Source organism: Zavarzinia sp., assembly GCF_049306435.1.
Lineage (GTDB): Bacteria > Pseudomonadota > Alphaproteobacteria > Zavarziniales > Zavarziniaceae > Zavarzinia.
The window spans coordinates 1-22,421 of sequence record NZ_JBAQRT010000003.1; the positions used below are offsets into that span (position 1 = coordinate 1).

Below are 22,421 nucleotides of genomic sequence, written 5' to 3' on the forward strand. Positions count from 1 at the left end.
GTCGAGACCCGCCATGTCGAGACCGCGCGCCAGATGGCCGCCGCGGTCGACGCCGCCCTGCCGGCCGATATCGTCGTCTGCGCCGCCGCCGTCGCGGACTGGCGGGTGGCGGGCGAGGCCGACCAGAAGATCAAGAAGGACGGCAGCGGCCAGGTGCCGGCCCTCGCCTTCGTCGAGAACCCGGATATTCTCGCCACCGTCTCGAAATCGGGCGCGCGGCGTCCGCCCCTCGTCGTCGGCTTCGCCGCCGAGACCGAGAAGGTGGTCGACCACGCGAAAGCCAAGCTGGCCCGCAAGGGCTGCGACTGGATCATCGCCAACGACGTGGGCAATGGTCCCGAGGGCGGCGTCATGGGCGCGTCCGACAACGCGATCCATATCGTCACCGCCGAAGGGGTCGAGAGCTGGCCCCGGCTGCCCAAGACCGAAGTCGCGGCGCGCCTTGCGCGGCGTATCGCCGAAACCGTGAAGGAACGGAACATCTGATGCTACGCCTTTCGCGCAAAATGCTGTTCGCCCTCGAGGCCGTCGTCGACATCGCCTACAACGCCCGGCCCGAGCCGGTGCAGTCGAAGGAAATCACGCGGCGCCAGGGCATCCCCCAGCGCTACCTCGAACAGGTGATGCAGCAGTTGGTCCATGCCGGCGTGCTGAAGGGCGTGCGGGGTCCCAAGGGCGGCTATCGCCTGGCGCGGGAGCGTCGGCGCATCACCGTGGGCGAAATCATCCGGGTCGTCGGCGCCATCGAATCGGCCGAGGAGGAGGACAATGGCGAGGGCGCGCCCATGACCTCCGATCTCGGCAAGAAGGTGGTGCAGCCGCTGTGGGCCGAATTGCACGACACCATCATGGCCAAGCTCGATTCGATCACGGTCGAGGACCTGTGCCGCCGCGCCGAAGGCGCCGGGGTCCATTCCGAGGGCCGCGAGCGCATGGATTTCTCGATCTGAGCCCAATCCCAGGGAGGAAATGACAATGACCCAGCCGGCAAAGCCCGGACGCGGCCGCGTCTACGACAACATCACCGAGACCATCGGCTCGACCCCGCTCGTCCGCCTGCACCGCATGACGGAAGCGGCCGGGGCCAAGGCCGAGGTCCTGGCCAAGCTCGAATTCTTCAATCCGCTGTCGAGCGTGAAGGATCGCATCGGCGTCGCCATGATCGAGGCGCTGGAGGAAGCGGGCAAACTCGCCCCCGGCGCCACGCTGATCGAGCCGACCTCGGGCAATACCGGCATCGCGCTGGCCTTCGTCGCCGCCGCCAAGGGCTACCGGCTGATCCTGTGCATGCCCGAGTCCATGTCGATCGAGCGGCGGAAGATGCTTCTCCTCCTTGGTGCCGAACTCGAGCTGACGCCACCCGAGAAGGGCATGCGCGGCGCGATCAACCGGGCCGAGGAACTGGTGAAGGAAATCCCCGGCGCGGTCATCCCGCAGCAATTCTCGAACCCCGCCAACCCGGCGATCCACCGGGTGACGACGGCCGAGGAAATCTGGAACGACACCGAAGGCAAGGTCGACGTAGTCGTCGCCGGTGTCGGCACCGGCGGCACGATCACCGGCATCGGCACCGCGCTGAAGAAGCTGAAGCCTTCGGTGAAGATGATCGCGGTCGAGCCCGAGGACAGCCCGGTGCTGTCGGGCGGCCAGCCCGGCCCGCACAAGATCCAGGGCATCGGCGCCGGCTTCGTGCCGCCGATCCTCGACCGCGCCCTGCTCGACGAGATCATCACCATCGGCAACGAGACCGCTTTCGAGACCTCGCGTCAGGCGGCCCGGCTCGAAGGCATCGCCTGCGGCATCTCCTCGGGCGCGGCGCTGTCGGCCGCCCTCGAGGTCGCGGCCCGGCCCGAGATGGCGGGCAAGACCGTCGTCGTGATCATCCCCAGCTTCGCCGAACGTTACCTGTCGACCGCGCTGTTCGACGGGCTCTGAGAGACCTCTCTGGGCCTTCCGCTGGAAGAGACGCCTCAAAGCGTCTCTTCCAGCCCCAGGATGGCCGTCACCTGCGACGACCAATGGCCGCCGTTGCCATGGCACAGGGCGGTCTTCGGGGCATCGAGCTGGCGCGCGCCGCATTCGCCGCGCAGCTGGCGCACCGCCTCGATCAGCAGGAACAGCCCATACATGCCGGGATGCACGCAGGACAGGCCGCCGCCATTGGTGTTGAGGGCGAAGCCGCCGCCATGGCGCAATTTGCCATCGGCGACGAAACGCCCGCCCTCGCCCTTGGGGCAGAAGCCGAGATCCTCGAGGAACAGGACCGGCGTGATCGTGAAGGCGTCGTAAAGCATCACGAGATCGAGATCGGCGTGGGACACCCCCGCCATTTCCATCGCCCGAGGACCGGAGCGGCTGGCCGAGGTGGTGGTCAGGTCCGGCATGGACGAGACCCAGCGGTGCCAGTTCTCGGCCGCGACCCCCAGCATGTAGACCGGGGCCTTGGGGAAATCCCTGGCCCGGTCGGCCCGGGTCATGATGATGGCGCCGGCGCCATCGGTCACGAGGCAGCAATCCTTCACGGTCAGGGGATCGGACAGCATCCGGGCCGCCAGCACATCCTCGATCGAGAGCGGCCCCCGGGCGAAGGCTTCCGGATTGAGATTGGCCCAGGTCCGGGCCGCCACCGCGACCTCGGCCAGCTGCGCCCGCGTCGTGCCGAATTCATGCATGTGGCGGGCCGCCGCCAGGGCATAGGCCGAGACCGGATAGCGCGGCTTGTAGGGCGCTTCCCAGGCCACGGTTTCCGAGGTGGTGACGAATTTGCCCGCCCCGGTGCGCTGGTTGGAGCCATAGGTGATCAGCGCGACCTCGCACAGGCCGGCGTCGAGGGCGAGCGCCGCCCATTGCATATGGGCGAGGAAGGAGGAGCCGCCGGTATTGGTCCCCTCGGTCACCCTGGGCCGGAGACCGAGATATTCGGCGACCGAAATCGCCGGCATCGAATTGATCATGGTCGCGGAAAACACGCCGTCGATATCCGACAGCTTCAGCCCGCAGTCATCGAGGGCCGCGCGCGTCGCGTCGCCGATCAGATCGAAAGGACTGCGGCCCGGGGCTTCGCCGATACCGGCCTGACCGGCGCCGACGATCGCGGCCGAGCCGCGCAGACGATGGACCGCCATCATGCCGCCTCCCCGGGAACGAAGACCACGATCGGCGCGCCGTCCTCGACGAGGATGCGGGCGGTGACCGCGAGGCCGATGCGCACCTCGGCCGGCGGCAGGCCGTCGACCCGGGACATCATGCGGCCGCCCTCGGCGAAATCGACGAGGGCGATGTTGAGATCGCCGCCCTCGGCCGGCTTCCGGCGCAGCACCGTCGTCGAATGGACCGTGCCGCGGCCGCTGACCTCACGGAAGGTGATGTCGCCGGCACCGCAATGGGGGCAGAGCACGCGGGGGAAGAAATGCGCCCGGCCGCAGGCATCGCAGAAGGGCAGGGTCAACCGGCCGGCCGCCAGCGCCTCCCGCCACAGACGCTCGGGCCCTGGCCCCGTCGCCGTCACCTTGATCTCCATCATCTCTCCCCGTCCGCTTTTCCGGCACCCTAGCCAGCACATCATCAGGCGGCAAGCCGGTCACGAGTCCCCGAGGGTGACGCGCGCTTGCCAAGGCCCTATCCTGACCGGGATTCCGGGGGGAACATGAAATGCATGAAGACCGTGTCGAGCAGATACGATCCGAAGTCTCGCGGCGGCTGGGGCCGGATATCGCCCTCGACGCCACCCTGAAACTCGATTTCAACGGGGCTGGCGTCGTCTTCATCGACGGCAGGACATCGCCCCACAAGGTCAGCGCCGAGGATCTGCCGGCCGATTGCACGCTCAAGGTCAGCCTCGCCGACTTCGCGGCGATGACCGAGGGCCGCCTGGACGGCACCACCGCCTTCATGATGGGACGCCTGAGGGTCGAGGGCAAATTGGCCATCGCCATGAAGCTGGGCGCCATCCTGGGGCGAAAATAGCGGAACTGGCGCCCCGTCACCGGCGTTATAGCCGCGAGTTCCTGATCCCTGTGACGAAGATCACGCGGCCCCCACTGGCAACCCCATGCGGTAACGCCTAGAATGGCGTGGCACTGACCTCGGGGGGCGGAAGCAGCTTGAGAGGAAGCATCGGATGTTGAAGCACGCATTGGTTCTTGCCCTGGCGGGCGGCCTGGTCGCCGGCTGCGCCGAGGATGGCCGGATCTCCAACACCGGCGCGGGGGCCGGTATCGGCGCCCTGCTTGGCGCGGGCATCGGCGCGGCGGTCGCCGGCAACCGGGGCCAAGGCGCCCTGATCGGCGCCGGCATCGGCGCCCTCGCCGGTGGCTCCGTCGGCTACTACATGGACCAGCAGGAAAAGCAGCTGCGCGAGAAGATGGCGGGGACCGGCGTCGAGGTGCAGCGCGTCGGCGACAGCATCCGCCTGATCATGCCGGGCGGCGTCACCTTCCGCACCGGCTCGTCCGAGATCCAGCCGCAGTTCTATGGCCCGCTCGACCAGGTGGCCGGCGTGCTGCAGCAATATCCGCAGTCGCTGATCGATGTCGTCGGCCATACCGACAATGTCGGCTCGGACCAGATGAACCAGCAACTGTCGGAGCGCCGGGCTTCGGCCGTCGCCTCCTATTTCATGTCGCGCGGCGTCGTCACCCAGCGCCTGAACGCCTATGGCCTGGGCGAGACCCAGCCGGTCGCCGACAACAGCACCGACTTCGGCCGCCAGCAGAACCGCCGCGTCGAAGTCCTGATCCGCCCTTACACCGGCTGATCTTCGCCATGCGGGGGCGGTCGGCTATTGGTTGCCGTCCACCCCCGCATGGCGTTTATAGTCGCTTTCCATCTCTCTTGCGGCGTGAAGCGCCGTGAACGGGGGTGATTCGCCCACCCCGGCAGCGACAGGGCCGTTGCAATGAGCACAACCGAGGCACGCGCGCGCGCCACCGGCGATCTGGTCCTCGTCGTCGACGACGATGCCGACCTGTCGGAGCTTCTGCGCGTCCGCCTCGAGCGGGACGGCTTCCGGGTCGAGACCTTCAGTTCGGTCAACGAGCTTGCCGTCTGCTGCTGCGCCAGTGCCGATCCCGCGGCGGTCGTGATCGACCTGAACCTCGGCAGCCAGGACGGTTTGCAGGCCGCCGAACTTCTGGCCGACAAGGGCTTCAAGGGGCCGGTTTTCCTGATCAGCGGCTTCGACGACCGGGTCATCGCGGCGGCGCGGCGTCACGCCGAAGCCCTGGGGCTGGCCTTGCCCGCCGTGTTCCGCAAACCCTTTTCGCTGGCCGAACTGTCCGCCGCCATCGTCCAGGCGATCGGCGACCAGCGGCCGGACGATGTCTCCGAGATCCGCACCCTGCTGGCGTCGGGCCGTATCCGACCGTTCTTCCAGCCGGTGGTCGATCTGGCCAGCGGCGCCATCGTCGCGGCCGAGGCCCTGGCCCGCTGGGTCCAGCCGGATGGCACCGTCAACGGCGCCGGTCGCCTGCTGCCCATGATCGCGAACGAGAACCTGTGGCACGAATTCACGGAGGCCATGCTGCGGGAGACGGTGGCGACCCTGCGCCGCTGGCTCGACGCCGGGCTGACGCCCTGCCCGATCTCGATCAACCTCGAAGCCAGCGTCGCGACCGATCCCGATTTCGGCCCGCGCGCCGCCGCCATTCTGGGGGACGGCAAGGTCGCCCCCGGCCTGATCCGTTTCGAGATCACGGAACAGACCGCCATGGGCGATTCGGCCAGCGCCCTGCGCGCCCTGACCTGGCTTCGGATCAAGGGCTTCGATCTGTCGATCGATGACTTCGGCACCGGCTTTTCCTCGCTGGTGGTGCTTCACGCCATGCCCTTTTCCGAACTGAAGATCGACCAGTCCTTCGTCAAGCGCATGACCACCGACGCCGGCGCCATGATCATCGTGAAGGCGATCGTCGATCTCGCCCATAATCTCAGCCTCGCCTGTATCGCCGAGGGGGTCGAAACCGAGGCGACGGCGGCGGCGCTGCGCGACATCGGCTGCGATCGCGGACAGGGCTATCTGTTCGGCGGCGCCATGGATGCCGAGCGCTTCGCGAGCCGGCTGCGACCTCCCGACTGACGCCCCATGCGGCTGCCCCGCCCGCCCGACGACGATCGCGTGAACCGGCCGCGCCTCAGACGCGGCCTCGGCGCGCTGGCCGCGCTCTACGTCCTCGCCGCCATCTTCATCGTCACCCGGGTGGGCCTGTCCGGCCATGTGATGGAGCCGCTTCCCCTCGCCCTGCTGCTCGGCGGCATGTTCGCCCTCGGCCTCGCGGTCATCGCCGTCGCCCTCACCCAGCTGTGGCGCGCGAATGAGCTGAAAGGCGAGGCCACGGCGGCGCGACTGCAGGCGATGCGGCTCAACCTCGCCATCAGCGAGACCAGCGACGGCATCGCCCTGACCGATCCCGAAGGCCGCTTCACCCTGATGAACAAGGCCCATCTGAAGATGTTCGGCATCGAGTCGCAGGATGCCGCGACCGAAATGCACTGGACCGATGTCTATGCCGGGGCGGAACGCGAGCGGCTGCGACGGGACATCATGCCGGACCTGAAGCGCGACCGGCACTGGCGCGGCGCCGCCGTCGCCACGACGCCCGCCGGTGCCCCGGTCGAACAGGAAGTCAGCCTGACCCTGCTCGACGATGGCGGCATTCTCTGCATCGCCCGCGACATGACGGGCATCCGGGCGGACGAGCGGTCGCGTCGGCGCCTCGAGGAACAATTGCTGGTCGCCCAGAAGATGGAGGCGGTCGGCCGCCTGACCTCGGGCTTCGCCCATGACTTCAACAATGTCCTGGCCTCGATCCAGGGCTATGCCGAAATCCTGCGCGACGATGCCCCGGAAACCTCGCCGGGGCGGCGCTTCGCCGGGCAGATCCTGACGGCCACCAAGCGCGGCCGCACCCTGGTCGAGCGCATCCTCGGCTTCGGACGCCCGGCCCGGGACAGTACCGACAGTTGCGACCTCGGCACCGCCGTGGAAGAGGCGGTCGGCCTTCTGTCGGGAGCGATGCCGCCATCGATCACCCTGTCATCCGCGGGCACCACGCCTGGACTGACCGTCGGCCTGTCGTCCGACCAGTTGATGCAGGTTCTGATGAACCTCGGGGTGAACGCCCGCGATGCGCTGGGCGAGCGCGAGGGCTCGATCCGGCTCGCCACCGGCGAGGCCCCCCTGCCCGAGGGCTGGGCTCATGTCCGCATCGGCCAGCGCCGGCCCGCCACCGCCTATGCCTGTGTCCGCGTCGAGGACAATGGCGACGGCATCGCGGAAGAGCAGATGGTGCGGATCTTCGAGCCGTTCTTCACCACCAAGGTCGCGGGTGCCGGAACCGGCCTCGGCCTTGCCGCCGTGCACTCGATCATGGCGGGCTGCGGCGGCGAGATCGTCCTGGCCAGCAAGCCGGGCGCGGGGACTCGTTTCGACCTTCACCTGCCCCTGTTGGCCATCGGCGTCCAGCCCTCGCCGGCCGCGTCCGCCACGGCCATGACCCGACCCAAGCTCCGCGTCCTCATCGCCGAGGACGATGACATGCTGCGCGAAGCCCTGGCCGAGGCGCTGGGGCGGCATGGTTTCACCGTCCATGCCGCGCATGACGGCAAGGAAGCGCTGGATCACCTCGACCGGCATCCGGGCGAGATCGATATCCTGCTGACCGATGAATCCATGCCGGTCATGCGGGGCTCGGAAATGATTCGCCGGCTCCGCCACGCGGGCAGCCGCCTGCCCATCGTGCTGTGGTCGGCCAACGCCGACCCCGCCCTGCTCGAGGCCGAAGGGCTGATCGGCGCCGCCTCGACCGTCGAATTCTGCCGCAAGCCAGCCTCGACCGACGATCTGATCGCCGCCCTCAACCGCGCCGTCAACGCCGCCTGATCAGCCGACCGGAATGCGCGTGTCGCCCGAGACCAGCACCATGTCGGCGAAAACCGCCTGCCCCTCGCCCCGGCCGAACAGGCTGTTGGCGATGAGCCAGACGCGCCGGACCCGCGCCGGCTGGGCGCCGCCGATGGCGCCCGCGTAATCGGCATCGATATCCCGGGATTCGCGCTGCCACTGGCCGAGGCCTTCCCGGCCGCTGCGCAGCACGACATGGGTCTCGCGCGTCTTCCAGGTCGGCAGCGGGCAGCGGTAGACCGTGCCGACCGGCAGCGCCGCCGACCAGTAATAGGTCAGATCCTGGCCATTGTCGTATTCGACCGCGATCGACATGTAGTCGTGGCTGGGCAGCGAGTCCTCGCGGAAGCTGGTCGGCAGACGATCGACCTTCCAGCTCCATTCGAGGCGAAGGCCCGGCGACAGCGGCACGTCCACGTCATGCTGCAGGATGGCGACGTCACGCGTGGTGTGGCAGGCGATCGCCCGCTCTTTCCCTGCGATCTCGCAGCGGAAGAAGGTCTCGCTGTCGCCGAGGAACCACAGGTGTTTCCAGCCGTCCGGCACCCGCCGGCCATTGGCCAGACGGTCGAGCTCGCCCGCGACGAGACCCTGGTGATCGCCAAGGGCGAGCAGCTGCCTCAACCCGTCCTCGATCGGCACGGCCCAGACCAGCACGGCGACCAGCATGGTGCCCGAGACCTTGGCGTAGTCGGCGGGATCGGTGCCGAGACGGCCTTCCGGCGTCGACCATTCGCCGGGGAAATAGCTGGCCAGCGACAATTCGCCGCCCGCCCCGCCGACCACCTGGGAATGGCTGGCCCGCGTGCCGCGAAACACCGGCCCGGCGCCGATCCTCAGCCACATCTGGAACGGCGGCGCCACCCAGATATCGAGGGGTTTCGCCAGATGGGTGCGGCCGACGGCAAAGGTCGTGACCTTGTCCCCGGCGTCGAGCCTGATGCCCGTGGCGGTCCAGGGCGCGCGGGTCGCCGGCAGTTCCACGAGGCGGGCGTCGACCAGCGTGCCCTGCGGCAGTTTCTTCAGCACCGCCGAGAAATGGCGGCGAAAGCCCTCGATATCCGGCTCGGGGTCGAGCTGCCCCCTCAGGCTCTTGCCGAGCTTGCGCAGGGCGAGGCGCCCGGCGATGCCGAGTTCGGTCGTCTTGGCCGGCGTATAGGCCCGCGGCAGGCTCTGGGGAGCTTCGGTCATGATGCGCCTATGTGACAGGACCGGTTGCCACCGGCCAATGGTACTAAAGGCCGAGGACGAGTTTCGACATGATGTTGCGCTGAACCTCGTTCGCCCCGGCATAGATCGACATCGCCCGATTGTTCAGATATTGCGCGATCATCACCGGCGCTTCCTGCGGGCCGAGGGGGGCATCGTTGGCGCCGGGCCGGATCCAGCGATGCTCGTAGGGCATCACGGCATGTTGCAGCGCCTCGAGACCCAGCTCGTTCACCCGCTGCATCAGCTCGGTGCCCTGCGTCTTCAGCATGGAGGATTCGGCGGCCATCATCGCGCCCTGGCTGATCGCCGCCATGACCCGGTGCTCGGTCATGGTCAGGGCTTCGAGGGCGACGCCCGCCTCGGCGAGGCGCATCCGGAAGGCGTGGTCGTCGAGGGCGCCGGTCGCGGCGGCGACCTCGCGCACGCGCTTCAGCGAGACGCGGACGCCCGCGCCGTAGCTGCTGCTGCGCTCGTGCACCAGGAGATATTTGGCGATGGTCCAGCCCTCGCCCTCGGCGCCGATGCGATTGGCCTTGGGCACGCGGACGCCGTCGAAGAAGACCTGGTTCACCTCGTGATCGCCGGCCAGCGTGATGATCGGCTGGATGGTGATGCCGGGCGTCGCCATGTCGATCAGGATGAAGGTGATGCCTTCCTGCGGCTTGCCCGAAGTGTCGGTGCGGACCAGCGCGAACATGCGGTTGGCGAAATGGGCCTGGGTGGTCCAGATCTTGGTGCCGTCGATGATGTAATCGTCGCCATCACTGACCGCCCGGCATTTCAGCGAGGCGAGGTCGGAGCCCGAGCCCGGCTCGGAATAGCCCTGGCACCAGTAGTCCTCGCCGGCGAGGATGCGGGGCAGGTAGAAGGCCTTCTGGTCCGGGCGGCCGAAGGCCATGATCACCGGCGAGACCATCTTCAGCCCCATGGGCGAGAGGTTCGGCGTCTGCGCCAGGGCGCATTCGGTGTCGAAGATATAGCGCTGGGTCACGCTCCAGCCGGTGCCGCCATGTTCGACCGGCCAGTGCGGCGCCGCCCAGCCTTTGGCGTTCAGCACCTTCAGCCAGCCGATGTTCCATTCCTTCTCGGAAAAGGCGCTGGCGGCGGCGCGCCCGGCGGCGCGCAAGTCATCGGTCAGATTGTCGCGCAGGAAGGCGCGGACTTCGGCGCGAAAGGCTTCGTCCGCTTTACTGAAGCGCAGGTCCATGGTCTCTCTCCCCGTCGCGTCGGCCGGGGCCGCGCGTTTGTCGTTGGGGCCATTCTGGCGGAGGCGGCGGGCGCGCTCAAGCCCGCCTTCGGAAACGCCGCGTCCGACTGACTTTACGACGCCTTCTTGCGCGCGCCGCCCGCGATTTCCTCGACCGTGCCCTTGATTCTGCCGGCGCCGAGGGCCGGTGCCGGACGGGCCGCGACGGCCGCCGCCCGCTCTTCGGCCACGGTTTCGCGGGCTTCCGCCGCCTGCTTCAGCGCGGCGAGGGATCGCGCCATGAGGTCGGCCATATGCTCGACATCGGGCACCGCCTCGCGGTCGACGATGATGCCGATATCGATATTGTCGGTATAGGACTGCACCGTGATGTTGACGCCGACGCCATCCGCCGGGATCGACACCGGATAGGTATGCAGCAGTTTCGCCCCGGCGAGATAGAGCGGGAAGCCCGGCCCCGGCACATTGGAAATGACGACGTTGAACACCGGCCGGTGATAGTCGGCGATCTTGAAGCGGGAATAGAGCCGGGCCGCCCGCGCGGCGACGAGGGGCGCCGCGAACAGCGACCAGTCGCGCAGCATGTCGGCCGGCATCGCCTTGTAAGACTCCTTGGCGCCCTGGGTCGACTCGCGGATCGCGGCGATACGCTCGATCTCGTCGTCGATATCGGTCGCGAGGGAGACCAGCATGGCCGAGACCCGGTTGCCCGTGTCGCCCTTGTCGGCCGCGCCGCGCACCGAGATCGGGCACATGGCGACCAGCGGCCGCTCGGGCAATTCGCCCTGTTCGTCGAGATAGCGGCGCAGGGTCCCGGCGCAGATGGCGAGGACGACGTCGTTCACCGTGCAGCCCAGCAGATTCTTCACCGCCTTGATGTCGGCCAGCGGCAGGCTGCGCACGGCGAGACGACGATGCGGCGTGAGCGCCCGGTTGAAGGGCGTGCGCGGCGCCTGGAACGGCGCGGGCGGCAGATGGGCGCCCGGCTCCAGCGCCCGGCGGCCGACATTCAGCAAGGTGCCGGCGAGTTTCGGCAGGCGGCGCAGCATGGAGACCGGCTGGACGACGCCGTGAATCGCCGCCCGCGCCAGCACCTCGATGTCGTTGGGCGAGCGGTCGGGCACCCAGGGCTGTTCCGGCGGCGGGACATTACGCGGCTCCGGCCCGAAATCGAGCAGGGAGACCATGAGTTCGGCGCCCGAGACGCCATCGATGCAGCAATGGTGGATCTTGGTGTAGACCGCGACCTTGCCCCCGGCCAGCCCCTCGATGACATAGAATTCCCATAAGGGCCGCGAGCGGTCGAGCGGGCGGGAATGCAGCCGCGCGACCAGTTCCATCAGGTCGGCGTTGGTGCCCGGCGGCGGCACGGCGATATGGCGCATGTGGAAATCGAGATCGAAATCCGCGTCCTCGATCCATAAGGGATGATCGATGTCGAGGGGCACGAACTGCAGGCGGCGGCGATAGGCCCGCGCCAGATGCAGGCGGCTGGCGACCAGCGCCTTCACCGCGTCGAAGATGGGGCCCTTGTCGCCTTCCGGCAGCTCGAGGATCAGCAGCCCGCCCACATGCATGTGATTGGTCGGCGTCTCGAGATACAGAAAGGACGCATCAAGGCCGCTCAACCGCTCCATGCTCTCTCCCCCGCGCCGTATCGGCATTCCTCAAGGGGTAGCGGTGTTCCTCCCGCCGATCAATCGGTGATTGAAGACCGGGGATTCAGCGGCTCGGCCGCCGGTGTCGTCGGGACCGGCACGAAGGGGCCCTGCCGGTTCATGGGCAGCGAAGGCCGGACCTGCATCCGGTAAAGGGTGAAGACGGCGGCGACGGCATAGATCGCCGCGACGAAGACATAGAGGCCATAGGGCCCGACCAGACCCATGATCTGGCTGCCGACCGGCGGCCCGATCACCGCCCCGATGGCCCAGCACATCAGAAGGCCGGCCGAGACGCCAACCACCTGATCGGGTTCGATATAGTCGTTGGCATGGCCGACGGCGAGCGGATAGATGACGAAGGCGGCCCCGCCGAAGATGAAGCCGAGGACATAGAGCGCCTCGGCCGATCGACCGACGAGGGCCATGGCGATGGCGGCGGCCATGGTCGCGATCATGGCGAACAAAAGCACCGTGCGCCGGTCGAAATGATCGGAAGCCCAGCCGATCGGCCATTGCAGCGTCAACCCGCCGAGGAACAGCAGGGTCATGAACAGGGCGATCTGCGCCGGATCGAGACCGATCGCCGAGGCATAGGTCGGCCCGGCCATGGACACCGCGCTGTTGGCGGCGCCGCAGGCGATGGTGGCGACGATGCCGACCGGCGAGACCCTGATCAGCCGCATCAGGCCATAGCGCGTGGTGGAAGACACCACCGGCGCCGCCGATCGGGTCATGGCGACGGGCACGAGGCAGAGCGCAAACAGGATGCCGGCGATCATGAACAGCACCGGCGACATCGGATCGGCCGAAGCGACCAGGGCCTGGCCGCCAGCATAGGCGATCTTGTCGGTGATCATATAGGCGGCGAGCACGGCGCCCCTTGTCGCCATGGTGGCGCGGGCGTTCAGCCAGCTTTCGGTCACGGTGTAGAGACCGGCGGCGCAGAAGCCGCCCGCCGCCCGCAGCACGGTCCAGATGTAAGGATCATCGGTCAGGGCGAGGCCGAGCGCCGTCGTGGTGGCGAGGCCGCCGAAGGCGGCGAAGGCCCGCACCGGCCCGATCGCCCCGATCAGCTGCCGGCCATAGAGACAGCCGACGAGGAAGCCGAGCGGATAGCCCGTCAACACGATCGAGACCAGGGTCGTCGGCACCGAATCGAGCCCCATGCGGATGCCGACCGTGGTCGACACCAGCCCGGTGCTGGCGGAAACGAAGGCGATTCCGAACAGGACGGCGGCGACGGCAGCCAGCGAGCGCAGCATGAAGACCCCATTTTTCTACGTGTCGATACTGCGGTTTGGCCGGATGGCCCGCAAGTCGCGTTCGCCGCACGTCTGGAATGCGGCGGCCCGTCATGGCCGGCCTTGAAGCCCCCGGCGTTCCGTGATCCAACAAGGGGCATGATCCGTCAGGCCACCAAAGCCGATCTGCCCGCCCTCCTCGACATCGAGGCGAGGGCCTTTTCGGGCGACCGGCTGTCCCAGCGCAGCTTTCGCCACCTTCTGACCAAGGCTCACGCCGTGACCCTGGTCGCGGAAGAGGCGGGCGCCCTGCTGGGCTATGCCAGCCTGCTGTTCCACGAAGGCACCTGGATCGCCCGGCTCTATTCCCTCGCCCTCGCGCCGGAAGCCCGGGGCAAGGGTCTGTCCCGCCCCCTGCTGGAAGCCGCGATCGAAGCGGCACGGGCACGGGATTGCGCCGTGCTTCGCCTCGAGGTGCGGGAAGACAATGCCGCCGCCCGCCGGCTTTACGAAGGCGCGGGCTTTCGCCAGTTCGGCAGCCACGCCGCCTATTACGAGGATGGCGCCACCGCGATCCGCATGGAACGGTCGCTGGCCGCCGCCCCGGCGCCCCATGCCCGCCGCCTGCCCTATTACGCCCAGACCCTGGATTTCACCTGCGGCCCATCGGCCCTGATGATGGCGATGAAGGCGCTGGACGAGACCGCGATCTTCGACCGGCGGGAAGAGTTGCGCCTGTGGCGCGAGGCGACGACCATCTTCATGACCGCCGGCCACGGCGGCTGCGGCCCCCATGGCCTTGCCCTCGCCGCCTGGCGCCGGGGCTTCGAGGTCGAGCTGTTCGTCAATGACGAAGGCGCCCTGCTGATCGATTCCGTGCGCGGCGAAGAGAAAAAATCGGTGGTCCGCCTCGTCCATGACGACATGGCGGAACAGGTCGACGCCGCCGGCATTCCTGTCACGCACGGCGCCCTCGGCCTGTCCGCCCTGGTCGAGCGCGTGACGAAGGGCGAGGTGCCGATCGTGCTGATTTCGACCTGGGCCCTCGCGGGGCAGAAGCAGCCCCATTGGGTCGCCATCTCGGACATCGACGAGCATTTCGTCTATGTGAACGACCCGACGATCTACGATGATCGTTCGCGCGGTGATTCCATCCGTATGCCGATCGCCCGTCCGGCTTTCGAGCGCATGGCCCGTTTCGGCCGCGGCCAGCAGAAGGCCGCGGTCATCGTCAAGGGCCGGCGCGGCCCGACCTGAACCCCGGAGATTAACTGATGCCTGCCCATGCCATCGTCGTCGAGAAGCGCAGCGATTTCCGCTGGGACGATCCGGGCCAGAGGGTGATCACGGTCATCGACTACCTCGACCACGCCGAAGAGCTGAAGCTGCGCGGGGCCAAGGTCGTCAATCTGTGCCGCGACTTCGACTATCTCTCGGTCGGCTATTACTGCTCGCTGCTGGCCGAGGCGCGGCGCGACCGGGTGATCCCCACGGTCTCGACCATCCTCGAGCTCGACCAGCGGGCGATCTACAAGGGGGCCCTCGCCGAGCTCGACCAGCACCTGCGGCGTTGCCTGAAGCATGTGGGCGTGACGACCGAGGTTCCTGCGGTTCTCCACGTCTTCTTCGGCAAGACCGAGCACGGCGATTTCGAGGATCTGGCCGAGGCCCTGTTCGACCGCTTCCGCGCCCCCCTCCTCCGCCTCGAGATCGCGACCGACGAGAAGGGCAAGCGCCATATCGCGAAGATCCACGCCCTCTCGCCCAAGGACGTGCCGGCCGAACTGGACGGGCTGTTCCTCGCCGCCCTCGAAGCCTATACCCAGAAGCGCTGGGTGAAGCCGCGCATGAAGGCGGTGCCGCGCTACGATCTCGCCATCCTGCACGACCCGGACGACAATCTGCCGCCCAGCGACGCCAAGGCGCTGGCCAAATTCGTCCGCGTCGGCGCCGAGATGGGCATGGATGTCGAACTGATCACCAAGAAGGACTTCGCCCGCCTGCCGCAGTTCGACGCCCTGTTCATCCGCGAGACGACCTCGATCCCGCATCACACCTTCCGCTTCGCCAAGCGGGCGGAGGCGGAAGGGATGCCGGTGATCGACGATCCGACCTCGATCCTGCGCTGCGGCAACAAGGTCTATCTGGCCGAATTGCTGCGCGGCAATGGCATCAAGGCGCCGCACACGATGATCTTCGCCCGGAACCGCGTCGACGAGATCGAGAAGGAGTTCAACTATCCCGTCGTCCTCAAGATCCCCGATGGCTCGTTCAGCCGGGGCGTGAAGAAGGCGAACAACGCCGACGAACTCGCCGCCATCCTCAAAGACATGTTCCGCGAGAGCCAGATGGTGCTGGCCCAGGAATTCATGTTCACGGAATACGACTGGCGAGTCGGCATCATCGATCGCCAGCCCCTGTTCGTGTGCCAGTATTTCATGTCCAAGGCCCATTGGCAGATCGTGAAACACGAGGCCGGCGGCGGTTTCTCGTCAGGCGCGGCCCGCGCCTGGGCGATCGACGAGGCGCCGAGGGACGTGATCGAGACGGCCCTGAAGGCGGCCAATCTGATCGGCGACGGGCTTTATGGCGTCGACCTGAAGCAGAACGCCGACGGCGTTCACGTCATCGAGATCAACGACAATCCGAACATCGATTACGGCATCGAGGATGCGATGCTGAAGGACGAGCTGTACCGCCGCGTGCTGCGCTCCTTCCAGCGCCGGATCGACCTGCGCCGTCAGGCGGCCTGACCACCATGCGGCGTCTCGTGGCGGCCCTGCTCATCGGCCTCGCCGCGAGCCCGGCCGTAGCCCAGACCCGCTATGACACGCCCTGGGCCCATGTCGAGACGCCGGCACCGGGTCCCGCCCGTTCGATCGGCGGGCCGGCGCGCGGCTGTATCGCCGGTGCCGTCGCCCTGCCGGCCGAGGGCGAGGGGTTTCAGGTGCTGCGGCGCTGGCGCAACCGCTTCTGGGGCAACCCCGAGCTGACCCGTTTCATCACCCGTTTCGGCGGCGAGGTCGCGGCCACGCTGAAGCGCCCCGTGCTGATCGGCGACATGTCGCAGCCGCGCGGCGGGCCGATGGCGACCGGCCATCGCAGCCACCAGATGGGGGTCGACGTCGATATCCTGTTCACCCTGGGGCCGATGGCGGCGAGCGCGCGGGAAGCGCTGAAGGACCCGCCCTCGATGCTGCGGCCGGGCGGCCTTTCGGTCGATGGCGGCCGCTTCGCCGCCGCGCAGGTCAGCCTGTTGCGACTGGCCGCGCGGGACGCGGATGTCGCCCGCGTCTTCGTCAATTTCCGCCTGAAGAAACAGCTGTGCGACACGCTGCCGGCGGGCAACCGGGCCTGGCTGAACAAGATCCGCCCCTGGGCCGGCCATGACGAGCATTTCCATGTCCGCCTGCGCTGCCCTGCCGATAGTCCGGCCTGCGAGGATCAGGACGGCGTGCCGCCGGGCGATGGCTGCGACGAGACGCTGGACGCCTGGTTCAGGCCCCCGCCGCCGCCCGACCCCAACGCGCCAAAGCCACCGCCGCCCAAGATCCCGCAACTGCCGGCGGCCTGCGACGCGGTGCTGAACACCCCCTGAAAAGGCGATGCCCCCGGCCGAAGCCGGGGGCATCCTGTTTGTTGCTACGGGATCAGACCGGCAGCATGCCGAAGGCCGGATCCGACACGCTGTCGGCGCCGGTTTCCAGCCGGCCGGCGAAGCGGCGGGTGAAGCCGACCTCGTCATGGTCGATCACGGTGTAATCGTACCAGTTATCCTGATCCTTCAGCTCGCGCCGCAGGGTCACCTTCTGGCCAGCTTCGAGACGCAGGGTGGTCGCGAAGGTTTCATAGGCATTGGCGCGGATCTTCAGCATGCAGCTGCGCGTACCCGTGTTGGACAGGGTGATGTTCAGACGCTGATCACCGATGTCGTAGCTCAGATCGACTTCGGGGATCGCGCGGCCCGGCTTGCCCGCCTCGTTCACATCGCCGACATAGTGACGATGGAAACCGTTGGGCCCGAGGACCCACAGGTCATACTTGCCGGCATCGGCGGCGATGTTCCATTCGCCGGCCAGATGCTTGCCCGCCTCGACCGAATAACGGCGCGGCACGCTGTCGAGATGCAGCTTGTCATAGACGTGGAACACCGCGCCCGCCTTGCCCGAATTGCGGAAGCGGAGGCGAACCGTGGTCGCGTCGGTCTTGGCGTCGACGTCGAGTTCGTAGGGCAGTGCGCGCGACAGGCGGATGCCGGCCGGCTGCACCGGGATCGACTGCTCGCTTTCGGCCGGGATCGGCACCTGGGCCCGCTGTTCCTGCTCGGCCCGGATGGCGTCCGCCGCGATCTTGGAGCGCTGCGGCAGCGCCGGGATCTCGGCATTCGGCGTCAGGAAGTTGAAGGCCGAGGTCAGGTCACCGACGAAGGCACGGCGATAGCTGCTGATGTTGCTTTCGGCGACGCCAAAGCGGGTTTCGAGGAAACGCAGGACCGAGGTGTGGTCGAACATTTCCGAATTCACCCAGCCGCCCTTGCTCCACGGCGAGACGACATAGCAGGGAACGCGCGGGCCGGGGCCATAGGTGCGGCCGTCCGGGGTCGGCTGACCCGTGGTGCCTTCGGGATGCGGATGGGTGAAGCGTTCGACACCGAGTTCCGAGGCCTTCACGGTCGTCGCGCCGGCCGGCGTGCCGTCCGCGTTCATCGAGAAAACGCAGGGCGGGGGCGCATGGTCGAAGAAGCCGTCATTCTCGTCGAAATTGACGATGAGGGCGGTCTTGCTCCAGACGTCCGGATAGGCGATCAGGGCATTCAGCGCTTCCTGGATGTACCAGGCCCCCTGCACCGGGCTGGACGGGCCGGGATGCTCGCTGTAGGTCGGCGGCGCGACGATCCAGGTCACCTGCGGCAGGCGGCCGGCCTTGATGTCCGCGGCGAATTCCTCGAGCAGACCGCCCTTCGGCATGGTGTTGCCGCAGCCCTTGTAGAGCGGATTGCGGTTCTCGTGGTTGACCCGGTACGGCAGGTAGGGCGAGCCGTCGGATTCATTGCCGACATCTTCGTTCGCCTTGCGGTAAGCCCGGAAGCCGAGGAGGGAGTTGTCGGTGTAGTTGTCCGGCATGTTCTGGTAGACCTTCCAGGTCACACCGGCTTCCTGCAGGCGTTCGGGATAGGTCTTCCAGGTGAAGCCTTCGGTGGACGGGCCAAGGCTGTCCCATTCGTTGGTCACGGAAGCGACACCGGCGCCGGTCGGGCCGTTGGTGCCGGTCCACAGGAACAGACGGTTCGGATTGGTGCCACCGTGCAGGGCGCAGTGGTAGGAGTCGCAAACCGTGAAGGCATTGGCGAGGGCGTACTGGAAATCCAGCTCGGCCTCTTCGTAATGGCCCATGGACCAGTCGCGCTTGAAGCGCGGCCACTGATCCATGCGGCCATTGTTCCAGGCGTCCTGGGCGTTGGACCAGCTGTGCGGCGTGCCGCTGACGCGCTGGGCGTTGCCCTTGGTCTGGTCGAGGTGGTACGGCGTAACGATGCGCGTGCCGTTCGACTGCTGGAACACGTTGCGGCCGTCCGGCAGCGGAATGCCGAAGCGGTCGCCGAAGCCGCGCACGCCCGGCATGGTGCCGAAGTAATGGTCGAACGAGCGGTTCTCCTGCATCAGGATGACCACATGCTCGACGTCGTTGATCGACTTGGTGGCGTTGTTGGCGGGAATCGCCAGCGCCTCGCGGATGACGGCCGGGAAGGCCGACATCGCGGAAGCCATGCCGGCGACGGCGCCGACACTTTTCAAGAAATCTCGCCTGTTACTATCGGTCATGATCACTCATCCCCTTCCTGATTACACAACTGAAGGCGACGCGACCGGTCAGCCGGAATTGCCCCCCGGCCGACACGGTCCGCGCCAATGTCGAGCGCACCTCAAGCGGTGCCACGGCAGCCCCGTCGCGGGGCCGGTCGGAAACGGGGCGACGGCGGGCCCTTCCGCCACCTCGGCGGTGGCACCGGGCCCCTCGCCGCTCCTGTTTCGCGGGGCGGATGGTGGTCGCGCTTTATTGCATGGACATTTCAGAACGACCGCGCTTTTCGGAAATATTCAAGACAGCGGGCAGGGCGCTTCCCGTCGCGCAACCCTTGCGATCGCGCGACGAACGATCCCTGGCGGGATCTGGCCAGGTGGTCCGATTTCCGGCATGATGAGGCCTTGCGATTCACCAGAGGCCCGAGATGCCCGGTCGTATCGAGACTTCCCCCCGGCCGTCGCGGCGCGCCCTGCTGGCGGGCGCCTGCACCCTGGGACTCGCCGCCTGCGCCACGGCTCCGCCGCCGGGCCTGATGTCCCGTCGGCGTGACTTCGGGCTGCTGCAGGACGACGGCACACGGGTGGTGCTGCCGCCCGGGCATGATGCCGGCGGCCCCTGGCCCGCGGTCGTTTTCCTGCCGGCGACCGATGGCACGGCCCCCGATCTCTACCGCTATTACGCCGAGGCGCACGCCGCGCATGGCGGCTTCGTCGCCCTGCTGCCGGCCGGTTCCTCATCCTCGTCCGACTATGCGAGCGGGGAGCGGTTCGCCGCGACCGTCGACGAATGGCGCGACCGGGTGGCGGCGACGGTCGCGGTGCAGACCGCACGCTTCGGCCTCGATCCCGGCCGGATCGGTCTTGCGGGTTTTTCGCTGGGCGGCGATCTTGCCTGGGCGCTGTCGCTGGCGAGCCCGGCTGCCTATTGCGGCGCGATCGTCATGGGCAGCCGCTGCGGCTGGCGCGATGGCGGCGGCCTGTCGGTCCTGTCGTTCCGGGGCTATCGCTTCGCATTGCTGCGGGGCGCCGATGAATCCTCGGCCCGGGCGGGCGGCATGGAGGCGGCGCGCCGCCTGCTCGACGCCGAGGGCATCGCCCATCTGTTCGACGAAATACCGGGCGAACATGTCCGCGCGCCACCGGCGCTGTTCATGAGCGCCGCCGATTTCGTGATGGGTTCAGGTCAGACCGTATGAAAGGACCCGCCGGAGGGCGGGCCGTTCACCCTCAGGCGCGGGTCTTCTTGGCGCCCCAGGTGCGCACCGGGCCGGTATCGACATGGACGAAGCCCGAACGGCGATAGAAACCGACGCCGCCCTCCCCCATGGAAACCGCGGTGTTGAAGATGCCCTTCAGGTCGCGGCCCGGCAGGCGGATATCGAGGGCCATGCCCTGGATATGGAAGGAATTCTGGGCGACGCCGCGGCTTTCGGCGGCGCGCATCGCATTGGTGCGGGGTGCGCGATAGGCCGAGACGATCTGGATTTCCGAACCGCCGAGGCTCATGCGCTGACCCATGGCGGACAACAGGTCGAAGAGCTGCGGATCGATGCGGTGCACTTCATTGGCCCGGTGATCGCGCAACAGGATGTTCAGCTTCTGCAGCGAGTCCTGGACGTAATAGCCGTCGCGCCAATAGACGCTGCTGAACTTCTCGCCGGTGTTCATGTTGCGAAGCGAAAGCCGGCGGGGGCCGCCCACGGCGGCGAGAACGTCACCCGGCGTCATCACCGCGCCGGTGGCGATCGCGGCGGCGGCGAGGCCAAGGCCGGCGCTCAGGAAGCCGCGGCGGCTGGTGACGGTATCGGGGGGATTGGCGGGGCAGGCTTCGACGGAAGGAACCTGAGAGGTAAACGCATTCGCACCTACGCGGCGGAACAGTCGCTCGAACGCCATCTCTCGCACCCTTCGTTACGCCACCGCGGAGCATTTTTGCCCCTGCCCGCGGCCGGATTGCCCTTAGGTTCCAGCGTCTTGCCCGACGCTCTGGTATCCCTGCTCGAATCAACGCTGCCATGCGTTGACGGCATGAGATTACTCACCGCGGCTCCTGTGGCAACCCCGATACGGTCAACTTGTCTTCGTTTTGGATGCGAAATTTCTCCCCATGCGGGGCATTTCCGCCACACCCGATCGGGGGGTTGAATCCGGCGGCGCCCCCCATGGGAGGCCCGCCGGACCGATGGTTGTCACAACCCGCTAGCCACCATCACGGGGCGACCGAGGCCCTTGTCGATTCGGGAATCGATGCCGTAGAGATCCTGGCGGAACTGGACCGTGCCGTCGCCATCGACCCAGGCGGTGACATAGGTCAGGCGCACGCCAATGTCATGCTTCACCGTGACGAAGATCGTCGAGGTCGAGCTGGCGAGGGTCGTGTCCATGCGCTCCCGGCTCCAGCCGGGGACGTCGCGCAGCAGCCGGGCGCCCAGCGCCAGCGGATCGCGCACCCGCACGCAGCCCGACGACAGGGCCCGGTAATCGCGGGTAAACAGATGCTTGTCGGGCGTGTCGTGCAGATAGACGGCGTAATCGTTCTTGAAGTTGATCTTCAGCCGGCCGAGCGAATTGCCGTCGCCCGGCGCCTGGCGCAGGCGATAGGGGATCGAGCGGCTGCGCGGCACCTGGGTCCAGTCCACCGTCGTCGGATCGATCGGCTCGCCGTTGAAATAGACGGTATAGCCGTGATCGATCAGATAATTCGGATCGTTGATCTGCTTGCGCACGATGTCCTCGCCGGCGTTGCGCGCGGGCACGCTCCACGGCGGATTGAGGACGACATTGGTGACCTTGCTCTGCAGCAGGGGGGTCTTGCGCTCCTGCCGGCCGATGACGACCGGGGTCTCGAAGGCGATCACGCCGTCTTCCCAGTAGCGCAGGGTGAATTCGGGAATATTGACGATGATCCGGTTGGGGCCGAGATCGTCCAACCGCTGGCGCTTGCGCTCCATGTTCACCAGGATCTGGCGGATGCGGTATTCGACCGGCTTGGCCAAATGCTCGAGGGTCTGCTTGCCGATGACGCCGTCGCTCTTCAGGCCGTGGCGGGTCTGGAAGCGCTTCACCGCCGTCTCGAGGCCGGCGTCGTAGTGATTGGGCTGCGCGCTGTCGGCCATGGCGCCATCGGTCGCCGCGAGACGGGCACGGATCGCCGGGATACGGCCGTCATAGGCGCCGGGTTCGATCTTCGGACCGTCGGACGGCACGGCGGCCCAGCCGCCCGCGGCCGCGATCGCGCGGTAATCGGCCAGCAGCGCCTTCAGCGCGAGATAGCCCGGGTCCCCCGGCCCGATCGCCATCAGCGCGGCGACGGGATCCGCCGAGGCGGAAACGACGGCGGCCAGCATGGCGCCATCGACCGGCGCGCCGACCTCGCGCATGTCGACCGGCAGGCGC

At 67.8% G+C, this 22,421-nt stretch carries 20 protein-coding genes; 11 read left to right on the top strand and 9 right to left on the bottom strand.

Features of this window, described 5'->3' with window-relative positions; all coding sequences use genetic code 11:
• From WAZ62_RS00085 to cysK, 3 genes are all read left to right on the top strand, one after another.
• The coding region (locus WAZ62_RS00085; RefSeq protein WP_422641489.1) for a phosphopantothenoylcysteine decarboxylase at positions 1 to 486 on the top strand (486 nt) is incomplete at its 5' end.
• Positions 486 to 950 (top strand): RrF2 family transcriptional regulator, encoded by a 465-nt coding sequence (locus WAZ62_RS00090; RefSeq protein WP_422641490.1) that lies wholly within the window; start codon positions 486 to 488, stop codon positions 948 to 950. The genes WAZ62_RS00085 and WAZ62_RS00090, both read left to right, overlap by 1 nt.
• Before the next feature lie 25 nt (positions 951 to 975).
• Complete coding sequence (gene cysK, locus WAZ62_RS00095) at positions 976 to 1,935, top strand: cysteine synthase A (RefSeq protein WP_422641491.1); 960 nt, start codon at positions 976 to 978, stop codon at positions 1,933 to 1,935.
• 35 nt (positions 1,936 to 1,970) lie between these two features.
• On the opposite strand, the gene WAZ62_RS00100 is transcribed toward cysK, so the two are convergent.
• Together WAZ62_RS00100 and WAZ62_RS00105 are read right to left on the bottom strand one after the other, a co-directional pair.
• Positions 1,971 to 3,128, bottom strand: coding sequence for a thiolase (locus WAZ62_RS00100; RefSeq protein WP_422641492.1), 1,158 nt, complete (start codon positions 3,126 to 3,128; stop codon positions 1,971 to 1,973).
• The gene (locus tag WAZ62_RS00105) at positions 3,125 to 3,523 is read right to left on the bottom strand and encodes a Zn-ribbon domain-containing OB-fold protein (protein WP_422641493.1); all 399 of its coding nucleotides are present in this window, start codon (positions 3,521 to 3,523) and stop codon (positions 3,125 to 3,127) included. The genes WAZ62_RS00100 and WAZ62_RS00105 overlap by 4 nt, the downstream gene beginning before the upstream one ends.
• 128 nt (positions 3,524 to 3,651) lie before the next feature.
• On the opposite strand from WAZ62_RS00105, the gene WAZ62_RS00110 reads away from it, so the two are divergent.
• The 4 genes from WAZ62_RS00110 to WAZ62_RS00125 all read left to right on the top strand — a co-directional run bounded on the left by WAZ62_RS00110 (position 3,652) and on the right by WAZ62_RS00125 (position 7,879).
• Complete coding sequence (locus WAZ62_RS00110; protein ID WP_422641494.1) at positions 3,652 to 3,966, top strand: SCP2 sterol-binding domain-containing protein; 315 nt, start codon at positions 3,652 to 3,654, stop codon at positions 3,964 to 3,966.
• A gap of 154 nt (positions 3,967 to 4,120) precedes the next feature.
• Positions 4,121 to 4,756 (top strand): OmpA family protein, encoded by a 636-nt coding sequence (locus tag WAZ62_RS00115; protein ID WP_422641495.1) that lies wholly within the window; start codon positions 4,121 to 4,123, stop codon positions 4,754 to 4,756.
• 141 nt (positions 4,757 to 4,897) lie between these two features.
• Positions 4,898 to 6,076, top strand: a complete 1,179-nt coding sequence (locus tag WAZ62_RS00120) for an EAL domain-containing protein (RefSeq protein WP_422641496.1) — start codon at positions 4,898 to 4,900, stop codon at positions 6,074 to 6,076.
• A gap of 6 nt (positions 6,077 to 6,082) precedes the next feature.
• Positions 6,083 to 7,879, top strand: coding sequence for a hybrid sensor histidine kinase/response regulator (locus WAZ62_RS00125; protein ID WP_422641497.1), 1,797 nt, complete (start codon positions 6,083 to 6,085; stop codon positions 7,877 to 7,879).
• Here the strand turns inward: WAZ62_RS00125 and WAZ62_RS00130 are convergent, their stop codons facing one another.
• From WAZ62_RS00130 to WAZ62_RS00145, 4 genes are all read right to left on the bottom strand, one after another.
• Positions 7,880 to 9,091, bottom strand: a complete 1,212-nt coding sequence (locus tag WAZ62_RS00130) for a DUF3047 domain-containing protein (protein WP_422641498.1) — start codon at positions 9,089 to 9,091, stop codon at positions 7,880 to 7,882.
• Between the two features lie 43 nt (positions 9,092 to 9,134).
• Positions 9,135 to 10,319: an acyl-CoA dehydrogenase family protein gene (locus tag WAZ62_RS00135; RefSeq protein WP_422641499.1), complete on the bottom strand. Its 1,185-nt coding sequence runs from the start codon at positions 10,317 to 10,319 to the stop codon at positions 9,135 to 9,137.
• Between the two features lie 113 nt (positions 10,320 to 10,432).
• Positions 10,433 to 11,956: a WS/DGAT/MGAT family O-acyltransferase gene (locus tag WAZ62_RS00140; protein WP_422641500.1), complete on the bottom strand. Its 1,524-nt coding sequence runs from the start codon at positions 11,954 to 11,956 to the stop codon at positions 10,433 to 10,435.
• 59 nt (positions 11,957 to 12,015) lie between these two features.
• Positions 12,016 to 13,242 (bottom strand): MFS transporter, encoded by a 1,227-nt coding sequence (locus WAZ62_RS00145; RefSeq protein WP_422641501.1) that lies wholly within the window; start codon positions 13,240 to 13,242, stop codon positions 12,016 to 12,018.
• 138 nt (positions 13,243 to 13,380) lie between these two features.
• Between WAZ62_RS00145 and WAZ62_RS00150 the strand changes: the two genes are divergently transcribed.
• Genes WAZ62_RS00150 through mepA form a run of 3 tightly spaced genes read left to right on the top strand, consistent with a single transcriptional unit; the run spans position 13,381 to position 16,819 of the window.
• Complete coding sequence (locus WAZ62_RS00150) at positions 13,381 to 14,478, top strand: peptidase C39 family protein (protein WP_422641502.1); 1,098 nt, start codon at positions 13,381 to 13,383, stop codon at positions 14,476 to 14,478.
• 17 nt (positions 14,479 to 14,495) lie between these two features.
• On the top strand, positions 14,496 to 15,974 hold the full coding sequence (locus WAZ62_RS00155) for a RimK family protein (RefSeq protein WP_422641503.1): 1,479 nt from the start codon (positions 14,496 to 14,498) through the stop codon (positions 15,972 to 15,974).
• A 5-nt stretch (positions 15,975 to 15,979) separates the two neighbouring features.
• A complete protein-coding gene (mepA, locus tag WAZ62_RS00160) occupies positions 15,980 to 16,819 on the top strand; it encodes a penicillin-insensitive murein endopeptidase (RefSeq protein ID WP_422641504.1) in 840 nt (279 codons plus the stop codon).
• Positions 16,820 to 16,871: 52 nt separating this feature from the next.
• On the opposite strand, the gene WAZ62_RS00165 is transcribed toward mepA, so the two are convergent.
• Positions 16,872 to 19,043: a phosphocholine-specific phospholipase C gene (locus WAZ62_RS00165; protein WP_422641505.1), complete on the bottom strand. Its 2,172-nt coding sequence runs from the start codon at positions 19,041 to 19,043 to the stop codon at positions 16,872 to 16,874.
• A gap of 407 nt (positions 19,044 to 19,450) precedes the next feature.
• Between WAZ62_RS00165 and WAZ62_RS00170 the strand changes: the two genes are divergently transcribed.
• The gene (locus WAZ62_RS00170; protein WP_422641506.1) at positions 19,451 to 20,221 is read left to right on the top strand and encodes a dienelactone hydrolase family protein; all 771 of its coding nucleotides are present in this window, start codon (positions 19,451 to 19,453) and stop codon (positions 20,219 to 20,221) included.
• 31 nt (positions 20,222 to 20,252) lie between these two features.
• On the opposite strand, the gene WAZ62_RS00175 is transcribed toward WAZ62_RS00170, so the two are convergent.
• Positions 20,253 to 20,921: a DUF882 domain-containing protein gene (locus WAZ62_RS00175; RefSeq protein WP_422641507.1), complete on the bottom strand. Its 669-nt coding sequence runs from the start codon at positions 20,919 to 20,921 to the stop codon at positions 20,253 to 20,255.
• A gap of 293 nt (positions 20,922 to 21,214) precedes the next feature.
• Positions 21,215 to 22,421: L,D-transpeptidase family protein (locus WAZ62_RS00180; protein ID WP_422641508.1), on the bottom strand; the 1,207-nt coding region annotated here is incomplete at its 5' end.

Bases quoted from the DNA above. Each gene is read 5' to 3' on its own strand.
- mepA (WP_422641504.1), top strand. From the start codon at position 15,980: ATGCGGCGTCTCGTGGCGGCCCTGCTCATCGGCCTCGCCGCGAGCCCG.
- WAZ62_RS00135 (WP_422641499.1), bottom strand. From the start codon at position 10,319: ATGGACCTGCGCTTCAGTAAAGCGGACGAAGCCTTTCGCGCCGAAGTC.
- WAZ62_RS00090 (WP_422641490.1), top strand. From the start codon at position 486: ATGCTACGCCTTTCGCGCAAAATGCTGTTCGCCCTCGAGGCCGTCGTC.
- WAZ62_RS00120 (WP_422641496.1), top strand. From the start codon at position 4,898: ATGAGCACAACCGAGGCACGCGCGCGCGCCACCGGCGATCTGGTCCTC.
- WAZ62_RS00100 (WP_422641492.1), bottom strand. From the start codon at position 3,128: ATGATGGCGGTCCATCGTCTGCGCGGCTCGGCCGCGATCGTCGGCGCC.
- WAZ62_RS00155 (WP_422641503.1), top strand. From the start codon at position 14,496: ATGCCTGCCCATGCCATCGTCGTCGAGAAGCGCAGCGATTTCCGCTGG.
- WAZ62_RS00110 (WP_422641494.1), top strand. From the start codon at position 3,652: ATGCATGAAGACCGTGTCGAGCAGATACGATCCGAAGTCTCGCGGCGG.
- cysK (WP_422641491.1), top strand. From the start codon at position 976: ATGACCCAGCCGGCAAAGCCCGGACGCGGCCGCGTCTACGACAACATC.
- WAZ62_RS00170 (WP_422641506.1), top strand. From the start codon at position 19,451: ATGCCCGGTCGTATCGAGACTTCCCCCCGGCCGTCGCGGCGCGCCCTG.
- WAZ62_RS00105 (WP_422641493.1), bottom strand. From the start codon at position 3,523: ATGATGGAGATCAAGGTGACGGCGACGGGGCCAGGGCCCGAGCGTCTG.
- WAZ62_RS00165 (WP_422641505.1), bottom strand. From the start codon at position 19,043: ATGACCGATAGTAACAGGCGAGATTTCTTGAAAAGTGTCGGCGCCGTC.
- WAZ62_RS00140 (WP_422641500.1), bottom strand. From the start codon at position 11,956: ATGGAGCGGTTGAGCGGCCTTGATGCGTCCTTTCTGTATCTCGAGACG.
- WAZ62_RS00150 (WP_422641502.1), top strand. From the start codon at position 13,381: ATGATCCGTCAGGCCACCAAAGCCGATCTGCCCGCCCTCCTCGACATC.
- WAZ62_RS00130 (WP_422641498.1), bottom strand. From the start codon at position 9,091: ATGACCGAAGCTCCCCAGAGCCTGCCGCGGGCCTATACGCCGGCCAAG.
- WAZ62_RS00175 (WP_422641507.1), bottom strand. From the start codon at position 20,921: ATGGCGTTCGAGCGACTGTTCCGCCGCGTAGGTGCGAATGCGTTTACC.
- WAZ62_RS00115 (WP_422641495.1), top strand. From the start codon at position 4,121: ATGTTGAAGCACGCATTGGTTCTTGCCCTGGCGGGCGGCCTGGTCGCC.
- WAZ62_RS00145 (WP_422641501.1), bottom strand. From the start codon at position 13,242: ATGCTGCGCTCGCTGGCTGCCGTCGCCGCCGTCCTGTTCGGAATCGCC.
- WAZ62_RS00125 (WP_422641497.1), top strand. From the start codon at position 6,083: ATGCGGCTGCCCCGCCCGCCCGACGACGATCGCGTGAACCGGCCGCGC.